The organism is Amycolatopsis sp. CA-211722, assembly GCF_056828465.1.
In genome coordinates, this window is record NZ_CP184752.1 from 229,784 (window position 1) to 255,368 (window position 25,585).

At 70.2% G+C, this 25,585-nt stretch carries 23 protein-coding genes; 10 read left to right on the forward strand and 13 right to left on the reverse strand.

Annotation, left to right across the window (positions count from 1 at the left end):
- Positions 1–7 precede the first annotated feature (7 nt).
- Complete coding sequence (locus ACOCEP_RS01065) at positions 8–871, reverse strand: ABC transporter ATP-binding protein (RefSeq protein ID WP_482335314.1); 864 nt, start codon at positions 869–871, stop codon at positions 8–10.
- Complete coding sequence (locus tag ACOCEP_RS01070) at positions 868–1,263, reverse strand: GntR family transcriptional regulator (protein WP_016336295.1); 396 nt, start codon at positions 1,261–1,263, stop codon at positions 868–870. Before ACOCEP_RS01070 ends, ACOCEP_RS01065 begins: the two co-directional genes overlap by 4 nt.
- Positions 1,264–1,679: 416 nt before the next feature.
- On the opposite strand from ACOCEP_RS01070, the gene ACOCEP_RS01075 reads away from it, so the two are divergent.
- Positions 1,680–4,655, forward strand: a complete 2,976-nt coding sequence (locus tag ACOCEP_RS01075; protein ID WP_482335315.1) for an AfsR/SARP family transcriptional regulator — start codon at positions 1,680–1,682, stop codon at positions 4,653–4,655.
- A 285-nt stretch (positions 4,656–4,940) separates the two neighbouring features.
- On the opposite strand, the gene ACOCEP_RS01080 is transcribed toward ACOCEP_RS01075, so the two are convergent.
- The 3 genes from ACOCEP_RS01080 to ACOCEP_RS01090 form a co-directional block, all read right to left on the reverse strand.
- Positions 4,941–5,462, reverse strand: a complete 522-nt coding sequence (locus tag ACOCEP_RS01080; RefSeq protein ID WP_482335316.1) for a hypothetical protein — start codon at positions 5,460–5,462, stop codon at positions 4,941–4,943.
- A gap of 212 nt (positions 5,463–5,674) precedes the next feature.
- Entirely contained in the window at positions 5,675–6,676 is a 1,002-nt protein-coding gene (locus ACOCEP_RS01085; protein ID WP_482335317.1) for a Gfo/Idh/MocA family protein, read from the reverse strand.
- A gap of 4 nt (positions 6,677–6,680) precedes the next feature.
- Positions 6,681–7,685, reverse strand: coding sequence for a LacI family DNA-binding transcriptional regulator (locus ACOCEP_RS01090; RefSeq protein WP_482335318.1), 1,005 nt, complete (start codon positions 7,683–7,685; stop codon positions 6,681–6,683).
- A 103-nt stretch (positions 7,686–7,788) separates the two neighbouring features.
- Here ACOCEP_RS01090 and ACOCEP_RS01095 point away from each other — a divergent pair, with 103 nt between their 5' ends.
- The 8 genes from ACOCEP_RS01095 (at position 7,789) to ACOCEP_RS01130 (ending at position 16,177) form a co-directional block, all read left to right on the forward strand.
- Positions 7,789–8,688, forward strand: a complete 900-nt coding sequence (locus tag ACOCEP_RS01095) for a sugar phosphate isomerase/epimerase family protein (RefSeq protein WP_482335319.1) — start codon at positions 7,789–7,791, stop codon at positions 8,686–8,688.
- 24 nt (positions 8,689–8,712) lie between these two features.
- On the forward strand, positions 8,713–9,699 hold the full coding sequence (locus ACOCEP_RS01100; protein WP_482335320.1) for a sugar ABC transporter substrate-binding protein: 987 nt from the start codon (positions 8,713–8,715) through the stop codon (positions 9,697–9,699).
- Positions 9,696–10,730 carry an ABC transporter permease gene (locus ACOCEP_RS01105; protein WP_482335321.1) on the forward strand — a complete coding sequence of 345 codons (1,035 nt, stop codon included), beginning with the start codon at positions 9,696–9,698 and terminating at the stop codon, positions 10,728–10,730. The genes ACOCEP_RS01100 and ACOCEP_RS01105 overlap by 4 nt, the downstream gene beginning before the upstream one ends.
- Complete coding sequence (locus tag ACOCEP_RS01110) at positions 10,727–11,512, forward strand: ATP-binding cassette domain-containing protein (RefSeq protein ID WP_482335322.1); 786 nt, start codon at positions 10,727–10,729, stop codon at positions 11,510–11,512. The genes ACOCEP_RS01105 and ACOCEP_RS01110 overlap by 4 nt, the downstream gene beginning before the upstream one ends.
- Positions 11,509–12,441 carry a 5-dehydro-2-deoxygluconokinase gene (iolC, locus tag ACOCEP_RS01115; protein WP_482335323.1) on the forward strand — a complete coding sequence of 311 codons (933 nt, stop codon included), beginning with the start codon at positions 11,509–11,511 and terminating at the stop codon, positions 12,439–12,441. Before ACOCEP_RS01110 ends, iolC begins: the two co-directional genes overlap by 4 nt.
- Positions 12,438–13,328 carry a 5-deoxy-glucuronate isomerase gene (iolB, locus tag ACOCEP_RS01120; protein ID WP_482335324.1) on the forward strand — a complete coding sequence of 297 codons (891 nt, stop codon included), beginning with the start codon at positions 12,438–12,440 and terminating at the stop codon, positions 13,326–13,328. Before iolC ends, iolB begins: the two co-directional genes overlap by 4 nt.
- Positions 13,325–15,169 (forward strand): 3D-(3,5/4)-trihydroxycyclohexane-1,2-dione acylhydrolase (decyclizing), encoded by a 1,845-nt coding sequence (iolD, locus tag ACOCEP_RS01125; RefSeq protein WP_482335325.1) that lies wholly within the window; start codon positions 13,325–13,327, stop codon positions 15,167–15,169. Before iolB ends, iolD begins: the two co-directional genes overlap by 4 nt.
- A 141-nt stretch (positions 15,170–15,310) precedes the next feature.
- The gene (locus tag ACOCEP_RS01130; protein WP_482335326.1) at positions 15,311–16,177 is read left to right on the forward strand and encodes an alpha/beta fold hydrolase; all 867 of its coding nucleotides are present in this window, start codon (positions 15,311–15,313) and stop codon (positions 16,175–16,177) included.
- Here ACOCEP_RS01130 and ACOCEP_RS01135 read toward each other — a convergent pair.
- The 6 genes from ACOCEP_RS01135 to ACOCEP_RS01160 all read right to left on the reverse strand — a co-directional run bounded on the left by ACOCEP_RS01135 (position 16,146) and on the right by ACOCEP_RS01160 (position 22,836).
- Positions 16,146–17,204, reverse strand: a complete 1,059-nt coding sequence (locus tag ACOCEP_RS01135; protein ID WP_482335327.1) for an NAD(P)-binding domain-containing protein — start codon at positions 17,202–17,204, stop codon at positions 16,146–16,148. The genes ACOCEP_RS01130 and ACOCEP_RS01135 overlap by 32 nt on opposite strands.
- A 42-nt stretch (positions 17,205–17,246) precedes the next feature.
- Positions 17,247–17,879, reverse strand: a complete 633-nt coding sequence (locus tag ACOCEP_RS01140; RefSeq protein WP_482335328.1) for an SRPBCC family protein — start codon at positions 17,877–17,879, stop codon at positions 17,247–17,249.
- 22 nt (positions 17,880–17,901) lie between these two features.
- Complete coding sequence (locus tag ACOCEP_RS01145; RefSeq protein ID WP_482335329.1) at positions 17,902–18,756, reverse strand: FAD binding domain-containing protein; 855 nt, start codon at positions 18,754–18,756, stop codon at positions 17,902–17,904.
- On the reverse strand, positions 18,753–21,191 hold the full coding sequence (locus ACOCEP_RS01150; protein ID WP_482335330.1) for a xanthine dehydrogenase family protein molybdopterin-binding subunit: 2,439 nt from the start codon (positions 21,189–21,191) through the stop codon (positions 18,753–18,755). Before ACOCEP_RS01150 ends, ACOCEP_RS01145 begins: the two co-directional genes overlap by 4 nt.
- Positions 21,191–21,721 (reverse strand): (2Fe-2S)-binding protein, encoded by a 531-nt coding sequence (locus tag ACOCEP_RS01155; RefSeq protein WP_465530320.1) that lies wholly within the window; start codon positions 21,719–21,721, stop codon positions 21,191–21,193. The genes ACOCEP_RS01150 and ACOCEP_RS01155 overlap by 1 nt, the downstream gene beginning before the upstream one ends.
- 197 nt (positions 21,722–21,918) lie before the next feature.
- A complete protein-coding gene (locus tag ACOCEP_RS01160; RefSeq protein ID WP_482335331.1) occupies positions 21,919–22,836 on the reverse strand; it encodes a threonine ammonia-lyase in 918 nt (305 codons plus the stop codon).
- A 70-nt stretch (positions 22,837–22,906) separates the two neighbouring features.
- Between ACOCEP_RS01160 and ACOCEP_RS01165 the strand changes: the two genes are divergently transcribed.
- Entirely contained in the window at positions 22,907–23,386 is a 480-nt protein-coding gene (locus ACOCEP_RS01165; RefSeq protein ID WP_482335332.1) for an Lrp/AsnC family transcriptional regulator, read from the forward strand.
- Here ACOCEP_RS01165 and ACOCEP_RS01170 read toward each other — a convergent pair.
- A complete protein-coding gene (locus ACOCEP_RS01170; protein WP_482335333.1) occupies positions 23,364–24,476 on the reverse strand; it encodes an XdhC family protein in 1,113 nt (370 codons plus the stop codon). The genes ACOCEP_RS01165 and ACOCEP_RS01170 overlap by 23 nt on opposite strands.
- A complete protein-coding gene (locus ACOCEP_RS01175; RefSeq protein WP_482335334.1) occupies positions 24,469–25,569 on the reverse strand; it encodes a vWA domain-containing protein in 1,101 nt (366 codons plus the stop codon). The genes ACOCEP_RS01170 and ACOCEP_RS01175 overlap by 8 nt, the downstream gene beginning before the upstream one ends.
- Positions 25,570–25,585: the final 16 nt, after the last annotated feature.

Here is a 25,585-nt window from a genome sequence, read left to right on the forward strand (position 1 = left end):
TTCCCCCTTACGCCGAAGCCAGTGTCGGGCGAGGCAGGCTCGCGGATTCGGGCCGCCTCAGGTACGCGAGCACCAGTTCTTCCAGGTTCGCCGGCCGCTCGCTCCACTGTGGACCGAGTGGAACCGGCTCGGTGCGGGCGAACACGGTCGCCTGCCTCCCCGCGCGGGCTTCGTCGACGACCGTGACCCGTTTGGCCAGCGCGTCGGCCTCCTCCACCGGTCCGGTGAGCGTGCGGTGCCCGGCGACGAGTTCGTCGATGTCGCCGCTGACCTGGACGCGGCCGCCGTTGAGGACGATCAGCCAGTCGCACGTGTTCTCCAGGTCGGAGACGACGTGGGACGAGAGCAGCACGGTCATGCCGGTTTCGGCGACCGCCTCCATCAGCCCGCGCATGACTTCGTGCCGCGCTAGCGGGTCGAGGTTCGCGAGCGGCTCGTCGAGCACCAGCAGGTCCGGGCGTTTCGCGAGCGCGAGGGTGAGCGCGACCTGCGCGCGCTGCCCGCCGGAGAGCTTGCCGACCTTGTGGTTCAAGGCGAGCCCCAGCGAATCGATGCGCTCGAGCGCGAACTCGTCGTCCCAGCCCGGGTTGAGGCGCCTGCCGAACTTGAGCATCTCCGCGATGCTGAAGCCGGAGTACAGCGGCTTGTCCTGCGCGAGAAAGGCGGCCGTGCCCTGGACCGAGACCGAGCCGAGCGTCGCGTCGAGCAGGCCGACGGCCAGGTGAAGGAAGGTCGTCTTGCCTGCGCCGTTGGGCCCGACCAGCGCGACGACCCGTCCTTTCGGGACGGAGAGGGAGCAGTCGCGCAGCGCCCACTTGCGGCGATAGCGCTTGGCGAGTCCGGTCGCCTCGAGGACGGGTTTCTCAGTCACGCGGTCCGCTCCCCTCGAAAGCCGTCGACCACCACTGAGGTGAACAGCGCCTCGACGTCTTCCTGATCCAGCCCCGATTCCCGCGCGTCGCGGACCCAAGCCCCCAGGCTTTTCCGCAGCCGCGTGCGCTCCGCGAACGAAGCGCCTCCGAGCGTCTTCTGAACGAAGGTGCCGAGGCCCGGCTTCCCTTCGACGAGCCCTTCGCGCTCCAGCTCGCGATAGGCCTTGAGGACGGTGTTCGGGTTGATCGCCAGCTCGGCGACCACCTCCTTCGCCGTCGGCAGCCGGTCCCCCGGCTCCAGCAATCCCAGGCGGAGGGCGTTCTTGACCTGCTGGACGAGCTGGACGTACGTCGCGACGCCCGAGCCCTTGTCCAGGTGGAAGGTGACCACTGGCAACACCCTTTCACTAATTAAGTAGTGAAAGAGTGCAGGCAGACGTCCACACTTGTCAAGTGATCACCTGGAAAAGCCGTGAAGGCCCCCTTGAGAGACTCTGGATCCCTCAAGGGGGCCTTCACGGAAAACCCCAGCCCCAGTCAAGAAGAAGTGCCAGTTCGACGACACGGGGGAAGACGTCGAGCTGGCACTACCCCCAACCCCCACCGCCGTCAGATGGCGGTGCCTGTGCAAGGTGAAGGTGCCCACCGTCGTACCGGAACCGAATGGGGGGTCCTGCCCGTCTGGTTGGTTGGGCACGGTTCCGGCGACGGGTCCTCGGTGGACACCTGGCAAGGATCGCGCCGTCCGGATGCAGGGCGCTTGCACTACGCTTGCAGGCTCTGACGAGGCTGAGCGGAGGTGGCCGGGTGGAGTTCCGCGTCCTCGGCGCCGTCGAGGCGTGGGCCGGTGGCGTTCCGGTCGATCTCGGCTCGCCCAAACAACGGCTCGTGCTGGCGGTTCTGCTGCTGGAGGCGGGCAAACCGGTGCCGCGTGACCGGATCATCGACCTGCTCTGGCCCGAAGAGCCGCCTGCCAGCGCGCGGAACACCGTGCAAGCGCTGGTGTCCAGGCTGCGTGCGGTGTTCCGCGGCGCGAGCGGGCCGGAGATCGTCTCCGAGGGGACCCGGTACCTGCTCAAGGTCGACGCGCGCCAGGTCGACCTGCACCGCTTCACCGAGCTGACGGCGCGAGCCCGCGACGCCGACGACGAGACGGCCGTGGAGCTCCTGGACGAGGCCCTCGGCCTGTGGCGCGGCGACGCGTTGTCCGACGTGGTGAGCGGCGAGGTCGCGCAACGGCTCCGGGGCGGCGTGCACGAGGCACGCTGGACGGCGCTGGAGGACCGGGCCGAGGCGCAGCTGCGGCTCGGCAGAGGCAGGCAGGTCCTCGCGGAGCTGACCGAACTGGTCGCCGCGCATCCGCTGCGGCAGCGGTTCGTCGGGCAGCTCATGCTCGCGCTGCACCGCGAAGGCCGGACCGACGACGCCCTCGATGCCTTCCGCTCCCTGCGGGATCGGCTCGGTACCGAACTGGGCCTCGATCCCTCCCCCGAGCTGCGACGGCTGGAAGCCGCCATCCTCGCCGCCGATCCCGCGCTCGAACCCGCGACCAGGTCCGAAGCGGTCCGCCCGGCTCAGCTGCCCCATGACGTCCGGGGCTTCGCCGGACGGGCGGCCGAATTGGAGCGGCTCGACGAGGCGGCCCATGCGGGCGGAGGCACCGATATCTGGGTCATCAGCGGAACGGCCGGAGTGGGCAAGACCGCGCTCGCGGTCCGCTGGGCGCACCGTGTCCGCGACGCTTTCCCCGACGGCCAGCTCTATCTCGACCTGCGCGGTTTCGACCCCGACCACGAACCGCTCACCCCGGCCGTCGCGCTCACCCAGCTCCTGCAAGCGCTCGGCACCGCGCCCAAGGCGATCCCGCCGGACATCGACACGCGGGCCGCGTTGCTCCGTTCCCTCCTCGCCGACCGCCGGGTGCTGCTCGTGCTCGACAACGTGCGCGACAGCGGCCAGGTCCTGCCGCTGTTGCCGCCGTCGGGCACCGTCCTGGTCACCAGCCGCCAACGGCTCGGCGACCTCATCGCCCGTACCGGCGCCCGCGCGCTCCCGCTGTCCGTGCTGCCCGCCGAGGACGCGCGGCATCTGCTGGAAGCCGTGCTCGGCAGCGAAACCGTCGCCGCCGAGGAGGGTGCGGCCGCGGAACTGGCCCGGCTGTGCGGGCACCTCCCGCTCGCCCTCCGGATCGCGGCGGCCAACCTCGGCGCGAGCGGTGAACCCGAGATCGCCGAACTCGCCCGCGAGCTGGCCGGTGGCGACCCGCTGGCGGAGCTGACGGTCGATGGCGCCGAGGAAAGTGCCGTGACCACGGCGTTCGGTGTCTCCTACCGGGCGCTTCCCGAGGAGCATCGCGAGCTGTTCCGACGGCTCGCGCTGGTTCCGGGCCAGACGTTCACCGCTCCCGCCGCGCAGGCTTTGACCGGCGTCCCGCATTCGAAGGCGAACCAACAGCTCAAGGCGCTCGCGGCGGCGCATCTCGTCGAGCGCTACACCCCGGGGCGCTACCGGTTCCACGACCTTCTCCGCAGTTTCGCGGCGGGTCGCACGTTGTCCGAGGACTCGAAGGCCGACCGTGACGCCGCGGAGAGGCGGCTCTTCGAGAGTTACCTGACCACGGCCGACGCCGCGGGCCGAGCGCTCATCCCGCATTTCCTGCGTCTGCCGCGTGAAGAACCGGCGGACGCACCCTTCGCCGACACCGAAGAGGCGCTGGCGTGGCTCGACGCCGAGTGGCCGAACCTCGCCGCCGCCGTCGAGCACAGCGCCGAACACGGCCCGCCGGAGTTCTCGTGGCATCTCGCCGACGCGCTCCGCGCCTTCTTCCACCAGCGCGGGCATCACGCGGAATGGATCGACACCGCGTCGACGGCGCTCAAGGCCGCCCGCCGCAGCGAAGCCGGGCAGGCACAGGCCGCGATGCACCTGAGCATCGCGCTCGCCTGTGTCAACAGCGGCCGCTACGACGAAGCGCGCGAACACCTCACCAGCGCTCTGCGTGGCGACCTCCTCGACGGCTGGGACGCCGGCCGCGCGGCCGTGCTCAACAACCTGAGCGCGGTGCACCAGCGGCTCGGCGACCCGCAGGAAGCGATCCGCTGCGGGCTGGAATCCCTGCGGCTGTGCGAAGAACTGAACATGCCCGCCGTCTCGATGGCACTGGCGAACCTCGGTTTCCCGTACTGGCAGACGGGTCAGCTCGACGAGGCGCTCGCCAACTTCACGCGCGCGCTCGCGGTCTCCGAACGGGACGGTGCCCGGTTCAGTGTCGCGGTCCTGCTGGGCGACCTCGGCAACGTGCACCGTGATCTCGGCCTCCTCGACGAAGCCTACGACTTCTACACCCGCGCGCTCGCGGCCAACCGGGAGCTGGGCTACACCTACGGCGAGGCGACGGCACTGTCCGGCCGGGCCGTGCTCGAAAGCAGGCGCGAGCCGGGCGAGCAGAACCGCGCGGACGCGCTCGAAGCCGTCGAACTCACCCGCAAGATCGGCGACCGGGGCACCGAGGCCTGGACGCTCGTCGGGCTCGGCGAGGTCTGCCTGCGGCTCGGCCTGCCCGAGGAAGCGGCCGAGCACTATCGGCTCGCGTTGTCCATCGCGCGGACGACCAGCTTCTTCTGGTGTGAGGCCGCCGCGCGGACCGGGCTCGCGGAAACCCTGCTGAAACTGGGAAAGCTCGCGGAAGCCCGGACACACGGCGAGCTGGCGCTGGAGCTCGCCGCGCGCTCCGGCTACCGGCTCGTCGAGGAACGCGCGAAGCTGATCCTGGACGAGCTCTAGCTCAGGCAGGGCAAACGTGGCTCGACGCGAAAGCCACTTCCGCGACGCCTGATGTCCCGAAGGTGGCTTTCGCGACTCTGCCGCCGGGTGGTCGTGAGTGTTTTGGGTCGTTGGAGCCAAGGGTGTCTTAAGTACGCGGCTGCGGCTGATCCAACTGCGTCAGTAAGCACTAGCGGAGTGGTGTGGGCTGAAGGCTCCCTTCACCGAGTCTGACGCGACGAAAGGAGCCTTCGCCCCGGTCGGCTGCGGGCACTCCGCCTGGCAAGACACATTCGACCTTCGGTTCTAGCTCTTCGTCCCGGACGACTTCACGCTGCCGGCGATCGCCGCCGCGACCGCCGCGAGGACACCGAAGACGATCATCAGCGCCATCGCGGTGCTGTCGCCGTCGTCGAAGCTGAAGAGCCACTTGACCTGGCTGCTCAAGGGCGTGCCCCAGACGAGCGGCATCCCCACGAACACGGCCACCACGTAGAACACGCAGAGCCCGAACAGGGTCCACGCGCCGGGAATCCGCCGGGCGAACGTGAAGACCGCCGCGATCACCAGGAAGACGGCGGAGATGGCGCCGCTGACCATGTTCTGCACCGTGATACCCGACAAGCCGCCGTTCGCCTCCGTGGCGACGAAGACGTTGTAGAGCGCGAACCAGACGAGCATGGCGGCGGCGAGCAACGCCAGGACACCGGCGATCACCGCCGCCGGGGCGTTGGCCCGCGGCTTGGGCCGCGCCGCCGGAATCGGTCCGGCGGCCATCGGCGGCTGACCGTACTGAGGAAAGCCGGGCCCCGGTGGATTCGGCTGCATCCGTTCTCGCTCCCTCGCCCGTCCGGCCGCTGTCGTTCGCGATCACCCTAGCGAGCGGGGCGCTTCGGTGGTGGCCGGTGGCAGGAAGCTGTCGCGGGTTCGGAACGGATCTTCAGACATTCCCATGTACGTGAAGGCCCCCTTCACTGCGCTAGGCGCAATGAAGGGGGCCTTCACGTACATGGCGGCACACCGACACACGCGACCGTGCCTCAGACGCGGACCTCCTCCACGCGGACCGGACGGCGTTCGCGGCGCGAGACCTCGCACGCCTCGGCGATGTAGAACGCCTCCAGCGCGTCCGCCGCGCCGCACGGGCTCGCCGAGCGACCGGCGGCGACGTCGAGGAATGCCTTCAGCTCACTGATGTACGCGGGGCGGAAACGTTCCATGAAGCCGGGATAGGCCGGTCCGGGCAACGGCTGGACGCCCGGTTCGACGGATGTCAGCGGCGCACGGTCGTCCAGGCCCACCACGACGTTGCCCGCCGAGCCGAGTACTTCCAGCCGGACGTCGTAGCCCGCGCCGTTGTAGCGCGTCAGCGAGACCACCGCCAGCGTTCCGTCGTCGAGCGTCAGCGTCGCGGCCGCGGTGTCGACGTCACCCGCGTCGGCGAAGAACCGCTCGCCCTTGTTGGCACCGACCGCGTAGACCTCGACGACCTCGCGGCCGCTCACGAACCGGACGACGTCGAAGTCGTGCACGCCGCAGTCGCGGAACAGGCCGCCGGAGTGCGCGACGTACTCGGCGGGCGGCGGTGCCGGGTCGAGCGTCGTCGCGCGCAGGGTGTGCAACCAGCCGAGCTCACCGGACGCCACGGCCGCCCTGGCCGCCGCGTAGCCCGCGTCGAACCTGCGCTGGAAACCGATCTGCACCGGCACGTCCGCGCCGGAGATCTTGTCGATCACCGCGAGCGTCCCCGGGATGTCGGCGGCGACCGGCTTCTCACAGAACACCGGGATGCCCGCGTCCACGGCCCTGAGGATCAGCTCCGGATGCGCGTCCGTCGCCGCGGCGATGACCAGACCGTCCAAAGAGGACGCGAAAAGCGATGGGATGTCCGCCGCCGCTTCGACGCCGAGCTTCGCCGCGGCGGCCAGGGCACGGGCGGCGTCGACGTCGGCGACGACCACGGAGGAGACCTCGTCGAAGCTCTTCAAGGTCTCGGCGTGCGAAGTGCCGATCCGGCCGGTGCCGGCGAGTCCCAACCTCATGTGGTTACCTTTCTGGAGCGGCGGTGGTCGAACGGACCACCAGCGACGGGTGCAGCAGATGCCGGACCGGTTCGGCGCGTTCGCCCCGGATCCGTTCGAGCAGCGCTTCGACGGCCAGCCTGCCCATTTCCGTGCGCGGCTGGTCCACAGTGGTCAGTGAGAGATGGCGCAGCGCGGCGAGCGAGGTGTTGTCGTAACCGACGACGGACACGTCCTCCGGCACGCGCAGCCCCACCTCTTCGAGGGCGGAGATCGCGCCGACGGCGTTGAAGTCGTTGCCCGCCACCAGGGCCGTCGGCATTCCGCCCATCGGCGGGTCGCCGAGCAGTTCGTGCACGGCCTTCTCCCCGGCGGTGTCCGTATGTTCGCTGTGCACGATGATCGGATGCAGCCGATGCCGCCGCATGGCCCGCTGGTAACCCCGGCGCCGGGCCGCCGCACCGGCGGCGAGCCCGCCGTCCAGATGGGCGATCCTTCGGTGCCCCAACGAGACCAGATGATCGACGGCGAGCGTGGATCCGGCCTCGCCGTCGTCGTTCACCGTGTCCACGCCCGCGGCGCGCGAAGTGCGCGACACCAGGACGACGGGACCTTGCGCGGCCGCTTCCTCGATCGCCTGCGCGGAGACCACCGGCGACAACAGGATCACCCCGGCCGGCCGGAAGGACAGCAGGCTCTTCAGCGCGGCACGCTCCCGTGCCGGACTGCGGCCACCGGTGTTGAGGATCAAGTGGAACCCGGCCGCTTCGGCCGCCGCGTCCAGCCCCTCGACGACGTCGGCGAAGAACGCGTTGCGGAGGTCGGAGACCATCACGCCGAGGACGGTCGACGTGCGGCTCGCCAGCGACCTGGCCATCGCGTGCGGCTCGTAACCCAGTTCGTGCGCCGCGCACAGCACGCGCGTGCGCCGCTCGTCCGAGACGTTCGGCGCGTTCCGCATCACCAGCGACACGAGCGCGCGGGACACCCCCGCCTTCGCGGCGACGTCCTCCATCGTCGGTCGCGCCATTTCCACCGTCCCCCTGCCCTTGACTTTACTGTGACGGACGCTACATGATTAGAGCGCTCTAATCAATAGAGCGCTCCAACCCCGATTCCCCCGGAGGCCGCCGATGACCGTCACGACACCCCGGATCCGCGTCGCCGCCGCCCCGATCTCCTGGGGCGTCTGCGAAGTCCCCGGCTGGGGCCGCGTGCTCGACGCGGGCACCGTGCTGGGCGAGATGGCGGAGCTGGGAGTGCGCGCCACCGAGCTCGGCCCGCCCGGGTACCTGCCGCGAGACCCGGCCGAATTGCGCGAACGGCTGAACGGGCACCGGCTCGAACTGGTCGGCGGCTTCCTCGCCGTCGTCCTGCACGAAAAGCGCGAAGCCGCGCTGGCGGAAGCCGAAGAATCCGCCGCGCTGTTCGCCGCCTGCGGTGGGGACGTGCTCGTGCTCGCCGCCGCGACCGGCCTCGACGGTTACGACGATCGGCCGGAGCTGAGCGACGCCGAATGGACGACGCTCGTGGAAACCTCCGGCGAGATCGGGGAAATCGCCGCGCGGCACGGCCTCCGCACCGTGCTGCACCCGCATGTGGGAACGCAGGTGGAGACCGAGCGGGAGGTCGAGCGTTTCCTCGCCGATTCCGCTCTTCCCCTGTGCCTGGACACCGGGCATCTCCTGATCGGCGGAACCGATCCGGTCGCGCTGGCGAAACGCCATCCCGGACGGGTCGGGCATCTGCACCTCAAGGACGTGCGCGGTGAACTCGCCGAAGACGTCCGCGCCGGAAGGCTTCCCTACGCCGAGGCGGTGGGCAAAGGTCTGTATGTCCCCTTGGGCGACGGGGACGTCGACATCGAAACGATGGTCAGGTCCGTCCACGAGGCGGGCTACGACGGGTGGTACGTGCTCGAACAGGACACCGCGCTGAGCGAGGGGAGCCCGGAGGATCTGCCGAAGCGGGACGTCGCCAGGAGCCTGGCGCATCTCGACGGAATCGTCAGCCGGCTCCCGGCTGCCAGGTAACGGAAGAAGCGAGGAGAGACGACGATGTCCCATCGCTTGAAAAAGGTCGTGGTGGTCGTGGCGGGGCTACTGCTCCTGTCCGCGTGCACCGGACCGAAGGCCGAGGAGAAACCCGCCGCGGGCGCGGGCCCGGAGGCGACCCAGCCCAGCGGGCCGCTGCGGGTCGCGGTCATCTCGCACGGCACGGCCGGTGACGCGTTCTGGAACGTGGTCAAGAACGGCGCCGAAGAGGCGGGCAGGCAGCTCGACGTCCAGGTCGAGTACAACTCGGACGGAGACCCCGGCAACCAGGCCAAGCTGATCGACAACGCGGTCGCCCAGCGGGTCGGCGGGCTGGTGGTGTCGATGGCGAACCCGGAGGCGCTCAAGACCTCGATCGAGAACGCGGTCCGCGCCGGGATCCCGGTCATCACCATCAACTCCGGTGAGGACAAGAGCGCGGCGTACGGCGCGCTCACCCACGTCGGGCAGAACGAGACCATCGCGGGCGAGGAGGCCGGGAAGAAGTTCCGGGAGCTCGGCAAGAAGAAGCTGCTCTGCGTGGTCCACGAAGCGGGCAACGTCGGGCAGGCGCAACGCTGCGACGGCGCCAAGACCGGCTTCGCGGGCGACGTCCAGACCCTGCAGGTCGACATCAGCAACCCCACCGACGCCGAATCCCGGATCAGGGGCGCGGTGCAGACCGACTCCTCCCTCGACGCCGTCCTGACGCTGAACTCGCAGGTCGCCGCCCGTGCGGTGAGCGCGATCAAGGCGGTCGGCTCGCAGGCCCAGGTCGGCACGTTCGACCTCAACACCGACGTCGTCGGCGCGATCAAGGCGGGCGACGTGGTCTTCGCGGTCGACCAGCAGCAGTACGAACAGGGCTATCTCCCGGTGCAGTTCCTCAAGCTCTACCGGGACAACGCGAACGTCGTCGGCGGCGGGAAGCCGGTGCTCACCGGGCCCGACCTGGTCGACAAATCCACTGTGGACACCGTCGGCAAGTACGTGCAAAGGGGCACGCGATGACCACCACCACGCTCGACGAACGAATCGCGAAACCCCGGCTGCTCGACCGGCTGGTCGTCCGCCCCGAGATCGGCGCGCTGCTCGGCGCCGTCGTCGTCTTCCTGTTCTTCACCCTCGTCACCGACCAGTTCTTCAGCGGCAGCGGCGTGGCGACCTGGCTGGACGACGCCTCGACACTCGGCATCATGGCGGTCGCGGTGTCCCTGCTGATGATCGGCGGCGAGTTCGACCTCTCGGCGGGCGTGATGACGGCGTCCACCGCGCTCGTCACCGCGACGCTGGCGACGCAGGCGGGCTGGAACGTCTGGCTCGCGCTGTTCGCGTCGCTGGTCTTCGCCCTCGCGGTGGGCGCGTTCAACGGCTGGCTGGTGATGCGCACCGGGTTGCCCAGTTTCATCGTCACCCTGGGCACCTTCCTGGCCCTGCAGGGGCTCAACCTCGGTGTGACCCGTCTCGTCACCGGCACCGTCCAGGTGTCCGGGATGCGCTCGACCGACGGCTACGAATCCGCCGGGTTCGTCTTCGCGTCCACTGTGGACATCGGCGGGACGGCGTTCCAGATCTCGATCCTCTGGTGGATCGGGTTCGCCGTGCTGGCGGCCTGGCTGCTGGTGCGGACCCGCTTCGGCAACTGGATCTTCGCCGTCGGCGGCTCGGCGCAGAGTTCGCGCGCGGTCGGGGTTCCGGTGGTGCGCACCAAGATCCTGCTGTTCATGACCACCGCGCTCGCCGCGTGGCTGGTCGGCTCGATCAACATCCTGCGGTTCGCGAGTGTCCAGGCGAATCAGGGCATCGGGCTGGAGTTCCAGTACATCATCGCGGCCGTGATCGGCGGCTGCCTGCTGACCGGCGGGTTCGGTTCGGCGATCGGCGCCGCGATCGGCGCGCTGATCTTCGGTATGGCGCGGCAGGGCATCGTGTTCGCCCGCTGGGACAGCGACTGGTTCATGCTGTTCCTCGGGGTCATGCTCCTGTCCGCGGTCCTGGTCAACAACGCCTTCCGGCGGCGCGCGGAAAGGGTGCGGCGATGAGTCGTCTTCTCGAGGTCAAGGACGTCGGCAAGACCTACGGCAGCGTGATCGCGCTGCGCGACGTCTCCACCGTGGTCGACGCGGGCGAGGTCACCTGCGTGCTCGGCGACAACGGCGCCGGCAAGTCCACCCTGATCAAGATCCTCGCCGGGGTCCACCAGCACGACCGGGGCGAGTTCCTGGTCGAGGGCGAGCCGGTGAAGTTCGCCTCGCCGCGTGAAGCGCTCGATCGCGGAATCGCGACGGTGTACCAGGATCTCGCGGTCGTCCCGTTGATGAGCGTGTGGCGGAACTTCTTCCTCGGCTCCGAACCGACGGTCGGCTTCGGCCCGTTCCGCGCCCTGGACCGGAAGAAGGGCCGCGAGACCACCAAGAAGGCGTTGTCCGACATGGGCATCGACCTGCGTGACGTCGAGCAGCCGGTCGGCACGCTGTCCGGTGGCGAGCGGCAATGCGTGGCCATCGCACGCGCCGTGTACTTCGGGGCGAAGGTCCTGATCCTCGACGAGCCGACGGCCGCGCTGGGCGTCAAGCAGGCGGGGGTCGTGCTCAAGTACGTCGCCCAGGCCCGGGACCGCGGGCTCGGCGTCGTGCTGATCACCCACAACCCGCATCACGCGTACCCGGTGGCCGATCGCTTCCTCCTGCTCAAACGGGGCGCGTCGCTCGGCGCGTACGAGAAGTCCGAGATCGACCTGTCCGAGCTGACCAGGCAGATGGCGGGCGGAGCGGAACTGGAAGCCCTCGAACACGAATTGCGAGCCGCGGAGTCCCCTTCATGACCGCTCTCGAAGCGCTGACCGTCGGCCGTGTCGGGGTGGACCTCTACCCCGAACAGAGCGGCGTGCCGCTGGCCGGGGTCAGCACCTTCGCCAAGTCGCTCGGCGGCACCGCGACCAACGTCGCGGTCGCCGCCGCGCGGCTCGGCCGCTCGACGTCGGTGCTGACGAAGGTCGGCCCGGACGGCTTCGGCGAGTACGTGCGGCAGGCGCTGCGGGAGTTCGGCGTCTCCCCCGACCACGTCGGCACGTCGGCCGGATTGCAGACACCGGTGGTGTTCTGCGCGCTGGACCCGCCCGCGGATCCGCCGCTGCTGTTCTACCGCTCGCCCATCGCCCCGGACCTGACCATCACCGAGAACGACGTGCCCTGGGACGTCGTGGAATGCGTTCCGCTGCTGTGGGTCACCGGCACCGGCGTCTCCGTCGAACCGGCGCGCGGCACGCAGCGCAAGATGCTCGAACGGCGCGGCCGACGGTCGCATACCGTGCTGGACCTCGATTTCCGGCCGATGTTCTGGCCCGGCATCGAAACGGCGCGCGAAGAGATCGGCTGGATGCTCGACCACGTCACGGTCGCCGTCGGCAACCGCACCGAGGCGGAGGTCGCCGTCGGCACGGCGGACCCCGACGAGGCCGCGTCCCGGATGCTGGCCAGGGGGGTCGAACTGGCGGTGATCAAGAAGGGCGCCGAAGGGGTGCTGGTGGCCACCGCCGAAGGCCGTTGGACCGTGCCGCCCCAGCGGGTCGAGGTCGTCTGCGGGCTCGGCGCCGGGGACGGTTTCGGTGGCGCGCTGATCCACGGTCTGCTCTCCGGCTGGGATCCGGTGCGCATCGCCACCTACGCCAACGCGGCGGGCGCGCTCGTCGCTTCCCGGCTCGCCTGCGCCGACGCCATGCCCACCGCCGACGAGATCGAGGAGTTGCTGTGAGCAAGCTGCACCGTCCACTCGGGACGCTTTCGGACGAGCGGGATCCGGTCCGGCTCACCCCGGACTCGGCGGGCTGGACCTACAGCGGCCTGCGGGTTCTCTCGCTGGCCGCCGGAGAGTCCAGGCTGGTGCGCACGGGCGAGTACGAAGCGTTCGTCCTGCCGCTGGCGGGTGCCTGCACCGTCCGGGTCGACGGACAGGTCTTCGCGCTCGCCGGGCGGGATTCCGTGTTCACCCGCGTCACGGATTTCGCCTACGTGCCACGGGACGCCGAAGTCGAGTTGTCGACTGCCGCGGGGGTCGAGGTCGCGCTGCCGATGGCCCGCTGCACCCGCCGTCTCGAACCGCGCTACGGACCGGCCGAAAACGTGCCCGTGGAGGTGCGCGGGGCGGGGCAGGCGACGAGGCAGGTCACCAACTTCGGCGTGCCCGGTGTCTGGGACCACGCGGACAGGCTGAACGCCTGCGAGCTGATCACCCCGGGCGGCAACTGGTCGTCGTACCCGCCGCACAAACACGACGAGGCGTCCGCATGCGAGGTCGTCAACGAGGAGATCTACTACTTCCGCGTCGCGGGCCGCGACGGCGTGACACCTTCGCGCGAGGGGTTCGGCCTGCACCGGACGTACACCGCCGACGGCGAGCTGGACGAGGACGTGGCGGTCCGGGACGGCGACGTCTTCCTGATCCCGCGCGGCTATCACGGTCCTTGCGTCGCCGCGCCCGGCTATCCGATGTACTACCTGAACGTCCTGGCCGGTCCCGCCGCCGAGCGGTCGATGGCCTTCTGCGACGACCCGGCGCACGGCTGGGTCCGCGAGACGTGGAACGACCAGGAGCTCGATCCGCGCTGCCCGGTCACGAGCCACGAAGGGCGGGTCTCATGAAGCTGACCACGGCACAGGCTCTCGTGCGCTGGCTGCTGGCGCAGCGATCGGAAACCCTGGACGGACGGGAAGTCCCGTTGTTCCCCGGGGTGTTCGCGATCTTCGGGCACGGCAACGTCCTGGGTCTCGGTACCGCGCTGGAAGAGCGCCGGGACGAGCTCCCCGTGTGGCGAGGGCAGACCGAACAGGGCATGGCGCTCGCGGCGGTCGGTTACGCCAAGGCCACGCACCGGCGGCAGGTCGGCGTGGTCACGTCGTCGATCGGGCCCGGCGCGCTGAACATGGTCACCGCCGCCGGGGTCGCGCACGCGAACCGGTTGCCGGTACTGCTGCTCCCCGGGGACACCTTCACCAGCCGCGCCCCGGATCCGGTGCTGCAGCAGGTGGAGCATTTCGGCGATCCGACGGCCACGGTCAACGACGCCTTCCGCGCGGTGAGCCGGTACTTCGACCGGATCGTCCGGCCGGAGCAGTTGCTTTCGACGCTGCCGCAGGTCGCCAGGGTGCTGACCGATCCGGCGGACGCGGGACCGGTGACGCTGGCGCTCCCCCAGGACGTCCAGGCGGAGACCTACGACTTCCCGGACGCGCTGTTCGCGCCGGTGACCCATCGCCCGCAGCGGCCGCGGCCCGATCGCCGGGCACTCACCGAAGCGGCGGGCGTGCTCCGGGCCGCGCGGAAACCGGTGCTGGTGCTCGGCGGCGGCGTCCGGTATTCCGGCGCGGGTGAGCGTGCGCTCGCCTTCGCCGAACGGCACGGCATCCCGGTCACCGAAACCACGGCGGGGCGCACCCTGGTCCCGCACGGCCATCCGCTGTACGCGGGCCCGCTCGGGGTCACCGGTTCGACCTCGGCGAACGTCCTGGCCGCCGAGGCGGACGTGGTGCTGGCGGTCGGCACCCGCCTGCAGGACTTCACCACGGCGTCCTGGACGGTGTTCTCCCCCGCCGTCCGGCTGATCACCCTGAACGCCGCCCGGTTCGACGCGGTCAAGCACGGTGCGCTGGCCGTCGTGGGCGACGCCGACGCGGGACTCGTGGATCTGTCCGCCCAGCTCGAGAACTGGCGAGTCGATCCACTGTGGACAGAGCGTGCCGCGGCGGAGCGAGGCCGCTGGGACACGCATATCGACACCCTGCGCACCGTTTCCGGCGAAGTGCCGACGTATGCCCAGGTCGTCGGCGCGGTCAACGACCTCTCCGAGCCGCACGACTACGTGATGACCGCGTCCGGCGGGATGCCGGGCGAACTCATCGGCGGCTGGCGCGGATCGGGCTCGATCAGCATGGACGTCGAGTACGGGTTCTCGTGCATGGGTTACGAACTGGCGGGCGCCTGGGGTGCTGCGATGGCGCACACCGAGGGCCTGGTCACCACGATGCTCGGCGACGGTTCGTACCTGATGCTGAACTCCGAGCTGTTTTCGGCCGCCTTCGCCGGACATCCCTTCGTGGCGGTGGTCTGCGACAACGACGGTTACGCGGTCATCGCCCGGCTGCAGGAGGGGCAGGGCGGCAAACCGTTCAACAACCTCCTCGGTGACTGCCGGAGCGCCCACACCGCTCCGCCTCGGGTCGACTTCGCGCGCCATGCGGAAGCATTGGGGTGCGCGGTGTTCACGGCGTCCACTGTGGACGACGTGCGGGCCGCGTACGCGAAGGCACGGGAAGCCGCGGTGGCCGAGCGCCGGCCGGCGGTGGTCGTGGTGCGCACCCAGCCGGACTCGTGGACCGAAGCCGGCGCCTGGTGGGAGGTCGGCGTTCCGGAGCATCTCGCGGGACGAGAGGGGTTCGAGCAGGGCAAGTCCGGCCAGGTGCGCTACGTGACTGGTCGCCATTAGAGGACTGAACGCGGCCGAGCACGGCGCCGTGCGTGCCCCGTTTTGTGACGATCGGTCGAATGGCCGACCGGTCGGCCCTTCTTTGCCGCCCTTTGGGGCGACGGCGCTTTTGGCGCGCCCGCACACGCCACACTCGAAACCATGATCCCCACTTTTGTCTTCGTGCACGGTTCGGGAAGTTCGGGGCACTCCTGGTCGGCCACTCAGCGGGAGATGGCGTCGCGCGGGCATCGGACGCTGGCGATCGACCTGCCCGGCCGCGGCGCGGGTTTCACCACGGCCTACCACGAACAAGACCTCGATACCTTCGCCGCCGAACCCTCGGCGATGAGCGGCCTGACGGCGGACGACTTCGTCCGGCAGGTGGTCGACGCGGTGCAGCGCGTACGTCACCACGGGCCGGTCGTCCTGGTCGCGCACAGTTTCGGCGGGCTCCCGGTCACCGCCGCCGCCAACGCGATCCCCGAGCTGATCGACCGGGTCGTCTACATCGCCGCCCAGTGTCCGGTGAACCGCGCGCCCGGCGAATACCCGGCGCTACCCGCCTGGTCGTCGTCCGAACTCTTCCCCGCGACGGCACCGCTCCTCGTCGGCGACCCGGCGCGCCAGGGTTTCGTCCGCGTCAACTGGCGCGGCGCGGACCGCGCCCAGCGCGGCTCACTTCGGAAGGCCATCTCCGGCGAACTCACCGAAGACGAGTTCCTTCAGGTCGTCGTGACGAGCCAGCCGGACGAAGTGTTCTGGCTGACCGGGCGGGACTGGGATCGTCGCGCCGACAAGGACTCCTGGGGCCGCATCCCGCGCACGTTCGTCAGGCTGACCGAAGACCGGTCGATGCCGGTCGCCGCGCAGGACCTCTACATCGCCGAGGGCGACACGCTGACGCCGGACAACCCCTTCGACGTCCGCGACCTCGCGAGCAGTCACGCCGGGTTCTTCCGGCGGCCCGCCGAACTGGCCGGGATCCTCGACGACCTCAGCGTCCGAGCAGGCGCCGGATCTCTGTGACGGCCGCGCGCCCCGCCCGGTTCGCGCCGACGGTGCTGGCGGAGGGCCCGTAGCCGACCAGGTGCAGCCGCGGTTCGGCGACGACGCGGGTGCCGTCCATCCGGATGCCCCCGCCGGCCGCGCGCAGGCGCAGCGGCGCGAGATGGTCGATCGCCGCACGGAACCCGGTGGCCCACAGGATGACGTCCGCGGGCTCGAAGGTGCCGTCCGCCCACTCCACGCCGTCCGGCGTGATCCGCTGGAACATCGGGTGCCGGTCGAGGATCCCGGCGTCGAGGCCGGCCCGCACCTCCGGCGTCACCGCCAGGTCGGTCACGCTGACGACACTCTTCGGCGGCAGGCCCTCTCGGACACGCCGATCGACCTTCGCGACGGCTTCACGGCCCCAGTTCTCGTTGAACGGCTCGTCGCGCCACACCGGCGGGCGCCGGGTCACCCAGCGCGTCGACCGCGCGAAGGGAGCGATCTCCAGCAACAGCTGGACGGCCGACGCGCCACCGCCGACCACGACGACGCGTTGGCCGCGGAAGTCGCCGACACCGGTGTAGTCGGCGGTGTGCACCTGGCGGCCGCGGAAGGTTTCCTGCCCCGGGTAGTACGGCCAGAACGGGCGGTCCCAGGTACCGGTCGCGCTGATCACCGCACGCGCGGCCCAGCTTTCGGCCGCGCTCGCGACCACCAGCCGATCGTCCTGGGCGCTCACCGACAGGACGTCCACGGGACGGTGGACGGGGAGGTCGTAGGTGCGTTCGAAGCGGCCGAAGTAGTCGGAAACGACCTCGGCCGCGGGCTGTTTCGGATCCGGGGTGCCGAAGGCCATCCCGGGGAGGTCGTAGACGCCGTGGACCTTCTCCATCACCAGCGAAGGCCAGCGGTACTGCCACGCTCCGCCGGGCCGTTTGCCGTGGTCCAGCACTACGAAACCCGTCTCGTTGGCGAATCCCGCGCGGCGCAGGTGATACGCCGCGGACAGACCTGCCTGGCCCGCCCCGATCACCGCGACGTCGACTTCGTGATCCGCCTTCATACCGGGTTCAACGGCTCCCGGAAGCAGCTATTTCCTTCTACGTCACTGTGTCCGCTGCGTCACAGCCCGCACGATCGCCACGACGAGGAGCACGCCGGCGAGCACCACCAGCACCGGCGCCACCCGTTTGGCCACGGATTCGCCCGCGTACTCCATCAGGTCGATGGCCTCGCCCTCCGACACCGGCTTTACCGCTTTCAACGGCGGGCGCTCTTCGGGCTCCTCAGGCTCAGGGGTACCGAGCTTGCCGGACAGGCAGTCCGCGAACGAGTCGAGGATCTTGCCGCCGACCTCGGAGATCATCCCGCGTCCGAACTGCGCGGGCTTACCGGTGACCGCCAGCTCCGTGGCGACGGCACCGTGAGTGACGCCGTCCTTCTCGGTCAGGGTGAGCGTCACCGTCGCCGACGCCGTGCCCGCTCCTCGGGCGTCTTTGCCCGCGGCCTTGATCACCACTTTCTTCGCGTCGGCGTCCTTCTCGACGAAATGGCCGGTTCCCTTGTAGAGCAGGGAGATCGGCCCGAGCTTGACCTTCACCGTGCCCTTGAAGGCGTCCCCGTCGACCTCGGTGACGGTGGCGCCCGGCATGCACGGCGCCACCCGTTCCGGGTCGACGACCGCCTTCCAGACCTCGCCGACCGGGGCGGGAACGGTGAATTCGTGGTCGAGCCGCACGGGCCGACCTCCCTTCTGTGTCTCAGCTACCTGCCGCGGCGAGAACCGCCCTGCCGGTCAGCACCCGCGCGAGGTGCTGCCGGTATTCGACGTCGGAGTTGCCGTCGGCCGTGGGGTTCGTGCCCTCGGCCGCGCGTTCGGCGGCGCCGCGGATCGCCTCGGCGGTGGCCGCGCAGCCGACCAGCGCCTCCTCGACCCCGGCCGCCCGAACCGGGGTCGAGCCCATGTTGGTGAGCGCGACCCGCGCCTCCTCGATGGTGCCCGCCTCGGTGCGGACGCAGGCCGCGACCGCGACCATCGACCACGCCTGCGCGACCCGGTTGAACTTCTCGTAGTGGGCGTGCCAGCCGGTGTGCTTCGGCACCCGGACCTCGACCAGCAGTTCGTCCGCGGCGAGCGCGGTGGTGAACATGTCCTGGAAGAAGTCCGCCGCGGCCACCGTCCGCCGCCCGCCCGGCCCGGCGACGACGAGTTCGCAGCCGAGCGCGAGCACCGGCGCCAGCAGGTCACCGGCGGGATCGGCGTGCGCGATGGCGCCGCCGAACGTGCCGCGATGGCGGATCTGCGGATCGGCCACCGTGTCGGTGGCGGCCTTGAGCAGCGCGGCGTGCTCGGCGACCAACGCGTCCCGCTGGACGTCGTAATGCGTGGTCATCGAGCCGATCACCAGCGTGTCGCCGTCCTCACGGACGCCGCGGAGTTCGGCGACCTTCCCGAGGTCGACCAAGGTGGTCGGGGTGGCGAGCCGCATCCGCAGCACGGGCAGCAGGCTCTGCCCGCCGGCCAGCACCTTGGCGTCCTCACCGGCTTCGGCGAGCGCGCTGATCGCTTCGTCCACTGTGGACGGGGCGACGTAGTCGAACGGGGCCGGGATCACTGGGCACCTCCGGTGGCGTCGATCGAACCGAGACCGCCACCGGCTTCCGAGCCCAGCCCGCCCGCGGCGGCCGACCCGTGCTGGATGGCGTGCCAGACCCGCATCGGGGTCAACGGCATTTCGATGTCGTTCACCCCGAAGTGCCGGACGGCGTCGACCACGGCGTTGACCACCGCCGGGGTCGAGGCGATCGTGCCCGCTTCTCCGACTCCCTTGGCGCCCAACGGGTTCGTCGTCGACGGGGTCTCGGTGCGGTCGGTGGTGAAACTGGGCAGATCCGCCGCCGACGGGAGCAGGTAGTCGGCGAACGTCCCCGTGGTCAGCGTGCCGCCTTCGTCGTGGACGGCCTCCTCGAACAGCGCCTGCGCGATGCCCTGCGCGAGCCCGCCGTGCACCTGGCCTTCGACGATCAGCGGGTTCACGGCGACACCGACGTCGTCGACGCAGACGTAGGAGCGCAACCGCACGCGCCCGGTCTCGGTGTCGACCTCGGCCGCGCACAGATGCGTGCCGTGCGGGAACGAGAAGTTCTCCGGATCGAACGTGTCCGCCGAATCCAGCGACGGTTCGACCCCGTCCGGCAGGTTGTGCGCCGAGAACACGGCCCACGCGATGTCCTGGATGGACGTCGAGGAATCCGTGCCCTTGACCGAGAACTTGCCCGCGGAGAATTCGAGGTCGTCCTCGGCGCATTCCATCAGATGCGCGGCGATCGGCTTGGCCTTGGCGAGCACCTTGTCCGCCGCCTTGACCACCGCGATCCCGCCGACCACCAGCGACCGGGAACCATAGGTGTCCATGCCCTTGTGCGAAGACTGGGTATCCCCGTGGATGACCTCGATGTCCTCGAACGGGACACCGAGTTTGTCGGCGACGATCTGGCTCCACGCCGTCTCGTGACCCTGGCCGTGCGCGGAGGCACCGGTGACGACCTCGATCTTGCCGGTCGGCAGCACGCGGATCTCGGCGTGCTCCCAGCCGCCCGCCGCGTAGTCCAGCGAGCCGAGCACCCGCGACGGCGCGAGACCGCACATCTCGGTGAACGTCGAGATACCGATGCCGAGCTGGACCGGGTCACCCGATTCCCGCCGCTCCTTCTGCTCGCGGCGGAGACCGTCGTAGTCGAAGAGCTGCTTCGCCTTGTCGGTGGCGGCCTCGTAGTTGCCCGAGTCGTAGGTCAGCCCAGCGATCGTGGTGAACGGGAACTCCTCGTGCTTGATCCAGTTCTTCTCGCGGATCTCCATCGGGTCCATGCCCAGCTCGACGGCGAGCTCGTCCATCATCCGCTCGATCCCGAACGTGGCCTCCGGCCGCCCGGCGCCGCGATAGGCGTCGGTGAGCGTGGTGTTGGTGAACACGTTGGTGCAGGCGAAGTGGTACGCCGGGAACTTGTAGATCGCGTTGAACATGAACGCGCCGAGGATCGGCACGCCGGGGCCGACGAGACCCAGGTACGCGCCCATGTCGGCGAGCAGTTCGACCTTGAGGCCGGTCACCGTGCCGTCGCGGTTCGCGGTGATGGTGAGGTCCTGGATCTGATCACGGCCGTGGTGCGCGGCGACCATGGTCTCCGAACGGGATTCGGTCCACTTCACCGGTTTGCCGAGCCGCTGCGCGATGAGCGTCGCCATCATCTCTTCGGGCAGCACGGCGATCTTGCCGCCGAACCCGCCGCCGACGTCGGGAGCGATCACCCGCACCTTGTGCTCGGGCAGGCCGAGCGTGGCCGCGGTCATCGTCTTGAGGATGTGCGGGACCTGGGTGGCCGACCACATGACCAGCTGGTTGCCCGTCGGGTCCACGACGCACGCCCGCGGTTCCATGAACGCGGGCACCAGCCGTTGCTGGCGGAACCGCCGTTTGAGCACGACTTCGGAATTCGCGATCGCGTCCTCGACGCTGGAACCCGTTCCCGCGTCGGCGGAATCGAAGACCCAGACCGCGTTCTGGTTCGTGCCGAGATCCTCGTGCACCAGCGGCGCGCCCTCGGCGAGCGCGTTCTCCAGACCGAGGACGACCGGCAGTTCGTCGTAGTCGACGTCGATCGTTTCGAGGGCGTCGTGCGCCTCGGCCGAGGTGCGGGCGACGACCACCGCGACGCCCTCACCGGCGAAGTTCACCGTGTCCGAGGCGAGGATGGGCCGCCTCGGCGACTTCATGTCCGGCGTGATCGGCCACGCGCACGGCATGCCGATGGCGCCCTCGGGATCGAGGTCCTTCCCGGTGAGGACTGCGACCACACCGGGCGCGGATTTCGCCTCGGTCACGTCGATCGAGACGATCTTGGCGTGCGCGAACGGGCTGCGGAGCACCGCGAGGTGCAGCATGCCGGGCAGGGTCAGGTTGTCGGTCCAGCGGGTCCGGCCGGTGATGAGGCGCTCGTCCTCCTTGCGGCGACGGGACTTGCCGACCTCCGGTTCGATCGTGGAGGTCATCACTCACCACCCGCGCCGACTCGGGAAGCGGTGTCCGAGGCGAGCCGCTCGGCCTCGGGGCCGGCACCGGGACGCATCTCGTGGGCGGCGTCGCGGACCGCGCGGACGATGTTCTGATAGCCCGTGCAGCGGCACAGGTTGCCTTCGAGGCCTTCGCGGACGGCTTTCTCGTCGGGGTCGGGATTGTCGGCGAGCAGGTCGATCGACTGCATGATCATGCCGGGAGTGCAGAACCCGCACTGGAGCGCGTGGTTCTCGTGGAAGGCCTTCTGCACCGGATGCAGTTCGCCGTCGCGGGCGAGCCCCTCGATCGTGGTGACCTCGCAGCCGTCGGCCTGGACCGCGAGTACCGAACAGGATTTCACGCTGTGCCCGTCGAGGTGGACGGTGCAGGCGCCGCAGTTGCTGGTGTCGCAACCGACCACGGTGCCTACCTTCCCGAGCCGTTCGCGCAGATGGTGCACGAGGAGGGTGCGGGGCTCGACTTCGTCGGTGTAGCTGGTGCCGTCGACGGTGACGGTGATGCGCATCAGGCCTCCAAAAGCAAGAGAAACCCCGCGCTGGTCCGGGGTCGTTCGGGAGCGGCCGGTCATTCGGTTGTCACGGACCGACCCCGGAACGACCGTGATCGGACTCACAGTCGAGCGTGCTACGTTGGTCCCGCCAGAGCAACCCCTGCGAGGGGGTCTTCACGCCTCGTGAGTGGTAAGGACGGTTCTAACCGTCCTTACCACTCACGAGGCCAGGTGGCGTTCGCCCCGGTGATCACGGTGGCGACCCGGTCGCCCGGGATGTCGTGCACGGTCAGCGCGGCCAGGCCCGCCGCCCCCGCCGGTTCCGGCAGGACGCCGAGGGTTTCCGCGCCCAGCCGCATGGCCGCGCGCAGATCGTCGTCCTCGACGAGGACGAAGTCGTCCACCAGCGACCGCAGCCGCCGGATGGATTCGGGTTCCGGGGTGCGGATCGAGATGCCACCGGCGAACGAGTTCACCCGGTCGACGGTGACCGGCTCACCGGCCCGCCAGCTCTTCGCCATGGCGGGTGCCGACGTGGTCCCGGCGCCGACGATCCGGACGTCCGGCGTATGCGCCTTGAGCCACAGCGCGACTCCGGCGATCAGCGCGCCGTCGCCGACCGGGAGCACGACCGTGTCGATCGCGCCCGCCGCCGCCAGCTCCAGCCCGATCGTGCCCGCCCCTTCGGAGATCGCGGGTTCACGGCCGTCGACCACGAACACGCGATCCGGCGCTTCGGCGGCGAAGGCGGCCGCGGCGACCTTCACCTCACCCTCGACCCTCCGCACCCGCGCCCCCAGGGTCTTGATCCGCCGCAGTTTGACCGGGGAGACGTCGGCCGGGACGAACACCTCGGCTCGCAATCCGCGTTTCCCGGCGGCGAACGCGACGGCCTGCCCGAAGTTGCCGCTCGTCCCGCACACCAGGGTGGTCCCCGGCTCCAGCCCGGCGGCGAAATAGTCCGCGCCCCGGCCCTTGAAGCTGCGCAACGGATTCAGCGTCTCGATCTTCACCAGCACGGAACGGCCGAGCCGTTCGTTCAGCTGTTCGTCGCTGTACTGCGGGGAGTCGAGGAAGACGGGATCGATCACCTTCGCCGCCTCGGCGACGTTGTCCAGCTTCAGGTCCATGACCCTCAAGCTAGGCCGGGAGCCGAGCACGCCGATTGTAAATTTTCCCGCCCGCGTGCAAAAATCTTGCGTGCCTCTCGACGAGATCGACCATCTGCTGCTCGACCTCGTCCAGGCCGACGCCGCCCGCCCGCTGCACGATCTGGGCGACGCCGTCGGTCTCTCCCCCAGCGCGGTCCAGCGACGGCTGACCCGGCTGCGCGCCGACGGGGTGATCCGCGCCGAGGTCGCCGTGCTCGATCCGGAGACGCTCGGCGCGGGGATGACGTCGGTCATCCTGGTCGCGCTGACCGACGACGACGAGAAAAGCCACACGGCCTTCCGCGAGCGGATGCTGGCCGAGCCCCGCGTCCAGCACTGCTACAGCATCGTCGGGCAGTGGGACTACGTCGTCGTCCTGCTCACCCCGGATCTCAAGGCGAGCCGGTACCTGTCCAGGAAACTGTTCGACGAGCGCGTCAAACGGTTCGAAACCCTGCCCGCCTTCGAGGTGGTCAAGTCGAGCCAGGCGGTCCCGGTACCCGGCGTCAGCCGTGGATCCGGCCGCTGAGCTCGGCGAGCCTCGATCCCGAGCCGCTCCAGCGCAGCGCGATGATCTCCGCCGCGATCGACACCGCGGTCTCCTCCGGGGTCCGCGCGCCGAGATCGAGACCGATCGGCGAAGACAGCCGTTCGAGTTCCGTCTCGGTGACCCCGGCTTCGCGCAGCCGCGCGAAGCGGTCGTCGTGGGTCTTTCGCGAGCCCATCGCGCCGACGTAGCCGACGTCGAGGCGCAACGCGACCTCCAGCAGCGGCACGTCGAACTTCGGATCGTGGGTGAGGACGGCGATCGCGGTCCGGCCGTCGACCCGGCCCGCTTCGGCCTCGGCCTTGAGGTAGCGATGCGGCCAGTCGACGACGACCTCGTCCGCGTCGGGGAACCGGCTCTTCGTCGCGAACACGGGCCGCGCGTCGCAGACCGTGACCTGGTAGCCCAGGTACGCGCCCATCTTCGCCATCGCGGCCGCGAAGTCGATCGCGCCGAAGACCAGCAGGCGCGCGGGCGGCTCGAAGGAGTTGACGAAGACCGTCATCCCCTCGCCGCGGCGCTGCCCGTCCGGCCCGTAGTGCAGGGTGCCCGTGCGGCCGCCGGCGAGCATGCCGCGCGCGTCGTCGACGACGGCGTCGTCCATGCGCGACGAACCGAGCGAACCCGCGACACGATCCGGCCAGACGATCAGATGCTCGCCGACCATGCCCTCCCGTTCGTGCTCGATCACCGTGACCACGGAGACCGGCTGTCCACTGTGGACCGATTCGACGACGTCGCCGAGCTCCGGCATCGAGTCGCGGTCGATGTGCTGGACGTAGATGTCGATGATCCCGCCGCAGGTCAGCCCGACGGCGAAGGCGTCGTCGTCGGACACGCCGTAGCGCTGCAGCACGGGCGCGCGTTCGGCGACCACCTGCTGCGCGAGCTCGTAGACGGCGCCCTCGACGCAGCCCCCGGAGACGCTGCCGGTGACCGTGCCGTCCGGGGCGACGAACATCGCCGCGCCGGGGCTCCGCGGCGCCGACGAGAACGTCGCCACCACCGTGCCGACCCCCACCGTCTCGCCCGCCGCCCACCGGCGGTGCAGTTCGTCCAGTACGTCACGCATCGGCGATCTCCACGAGAAGTCGTTCCAAGGTGGCCAAGCTGTGCCCGGCGAGCAGCCGATCGAGGTGCGGGAGCGCGGCCACGATGCCGGACTGCACGGGAGCGTAACCCGCCCGCCCCGCGTGCGGATTCACCCAGAATACGACGTGCGCGAGCCGGCGCAGCCTGGCGAGCTGCTCGCCGAGCAGGGCGGTGTCGCCCCGTTCCCATCCGTCGGAGAACACGGTGACGACGGATCGCCTGGCCACCCCGCGTTGTCCCCACCGGTCGAGGAACGCCCGCAGGGTCTCGCCGAGCCGGGTCCCGCCCGCGAAATCGGGGACCGCGGCGGCCGCGGCGAGCATGGCGTGCTCGGGATCGCGCAGCCGCAGCTGGCGGGAGACCCTGGTGAGCCGGGTGCCCAGGGTGAACACCTCGACCCGGCCGGGAGCGCACCGCGCCACGACGTGCGCGAACCGCAGCAGGGAGTCGGCGTAGGGCCCCATCGAGCCGGAGACGTCGATCAGGAGGACGACGCGGCGGGGTCTGCTTCCTTTCCGCCGGTACGCCAGGCGCACGGGCTCGCCGCCCCCGGCCAGCATCGCGCGGAGCGTGCGCGACGGATCGAGCGTGCCCCGCCGGGCCGCGCGGCGGCGCGGGGACGGCCGCACCGGGAGCGCCGGGCGCAGTTTCGCGAGCAGTTCTCGCAGGTGAGCGCGTTCGGCGACGCTCAGCTCGGCGAGATCGCGGTGCCGCAGGATCTCTTCGTCACTGGCCGCCACGCGGAGCTCGTCGGGTTCCGCGCCGGACTCGCCCTGGCCCGCATGCGCGAGCGTCGCGATCCTGGCGCGCTTCGGGGTCGCTTCCCGGCTTCGCCGCCGTGGCGCGGTTTCCTTCTCGGTGAACCAGCCGTCGAAAGCGGCGTCGTAGCGCGGGAGGTCGTCGGGATCCGCGCACAGCGTCAGCCGCCCGGCCCAGTACAGCTGTTCCGGATCGGCCAGATCGATCTCGCCGACGGCTTCGAGGTACGCCCGCACCCGGTGCGCGTCGCACGGCAAACCCGCTTCGCGCAATGCCTCCGCGAAGCCGACGAAGCCCGCCAGTGGATCGCTCACCCCTCCATTGTGCGCG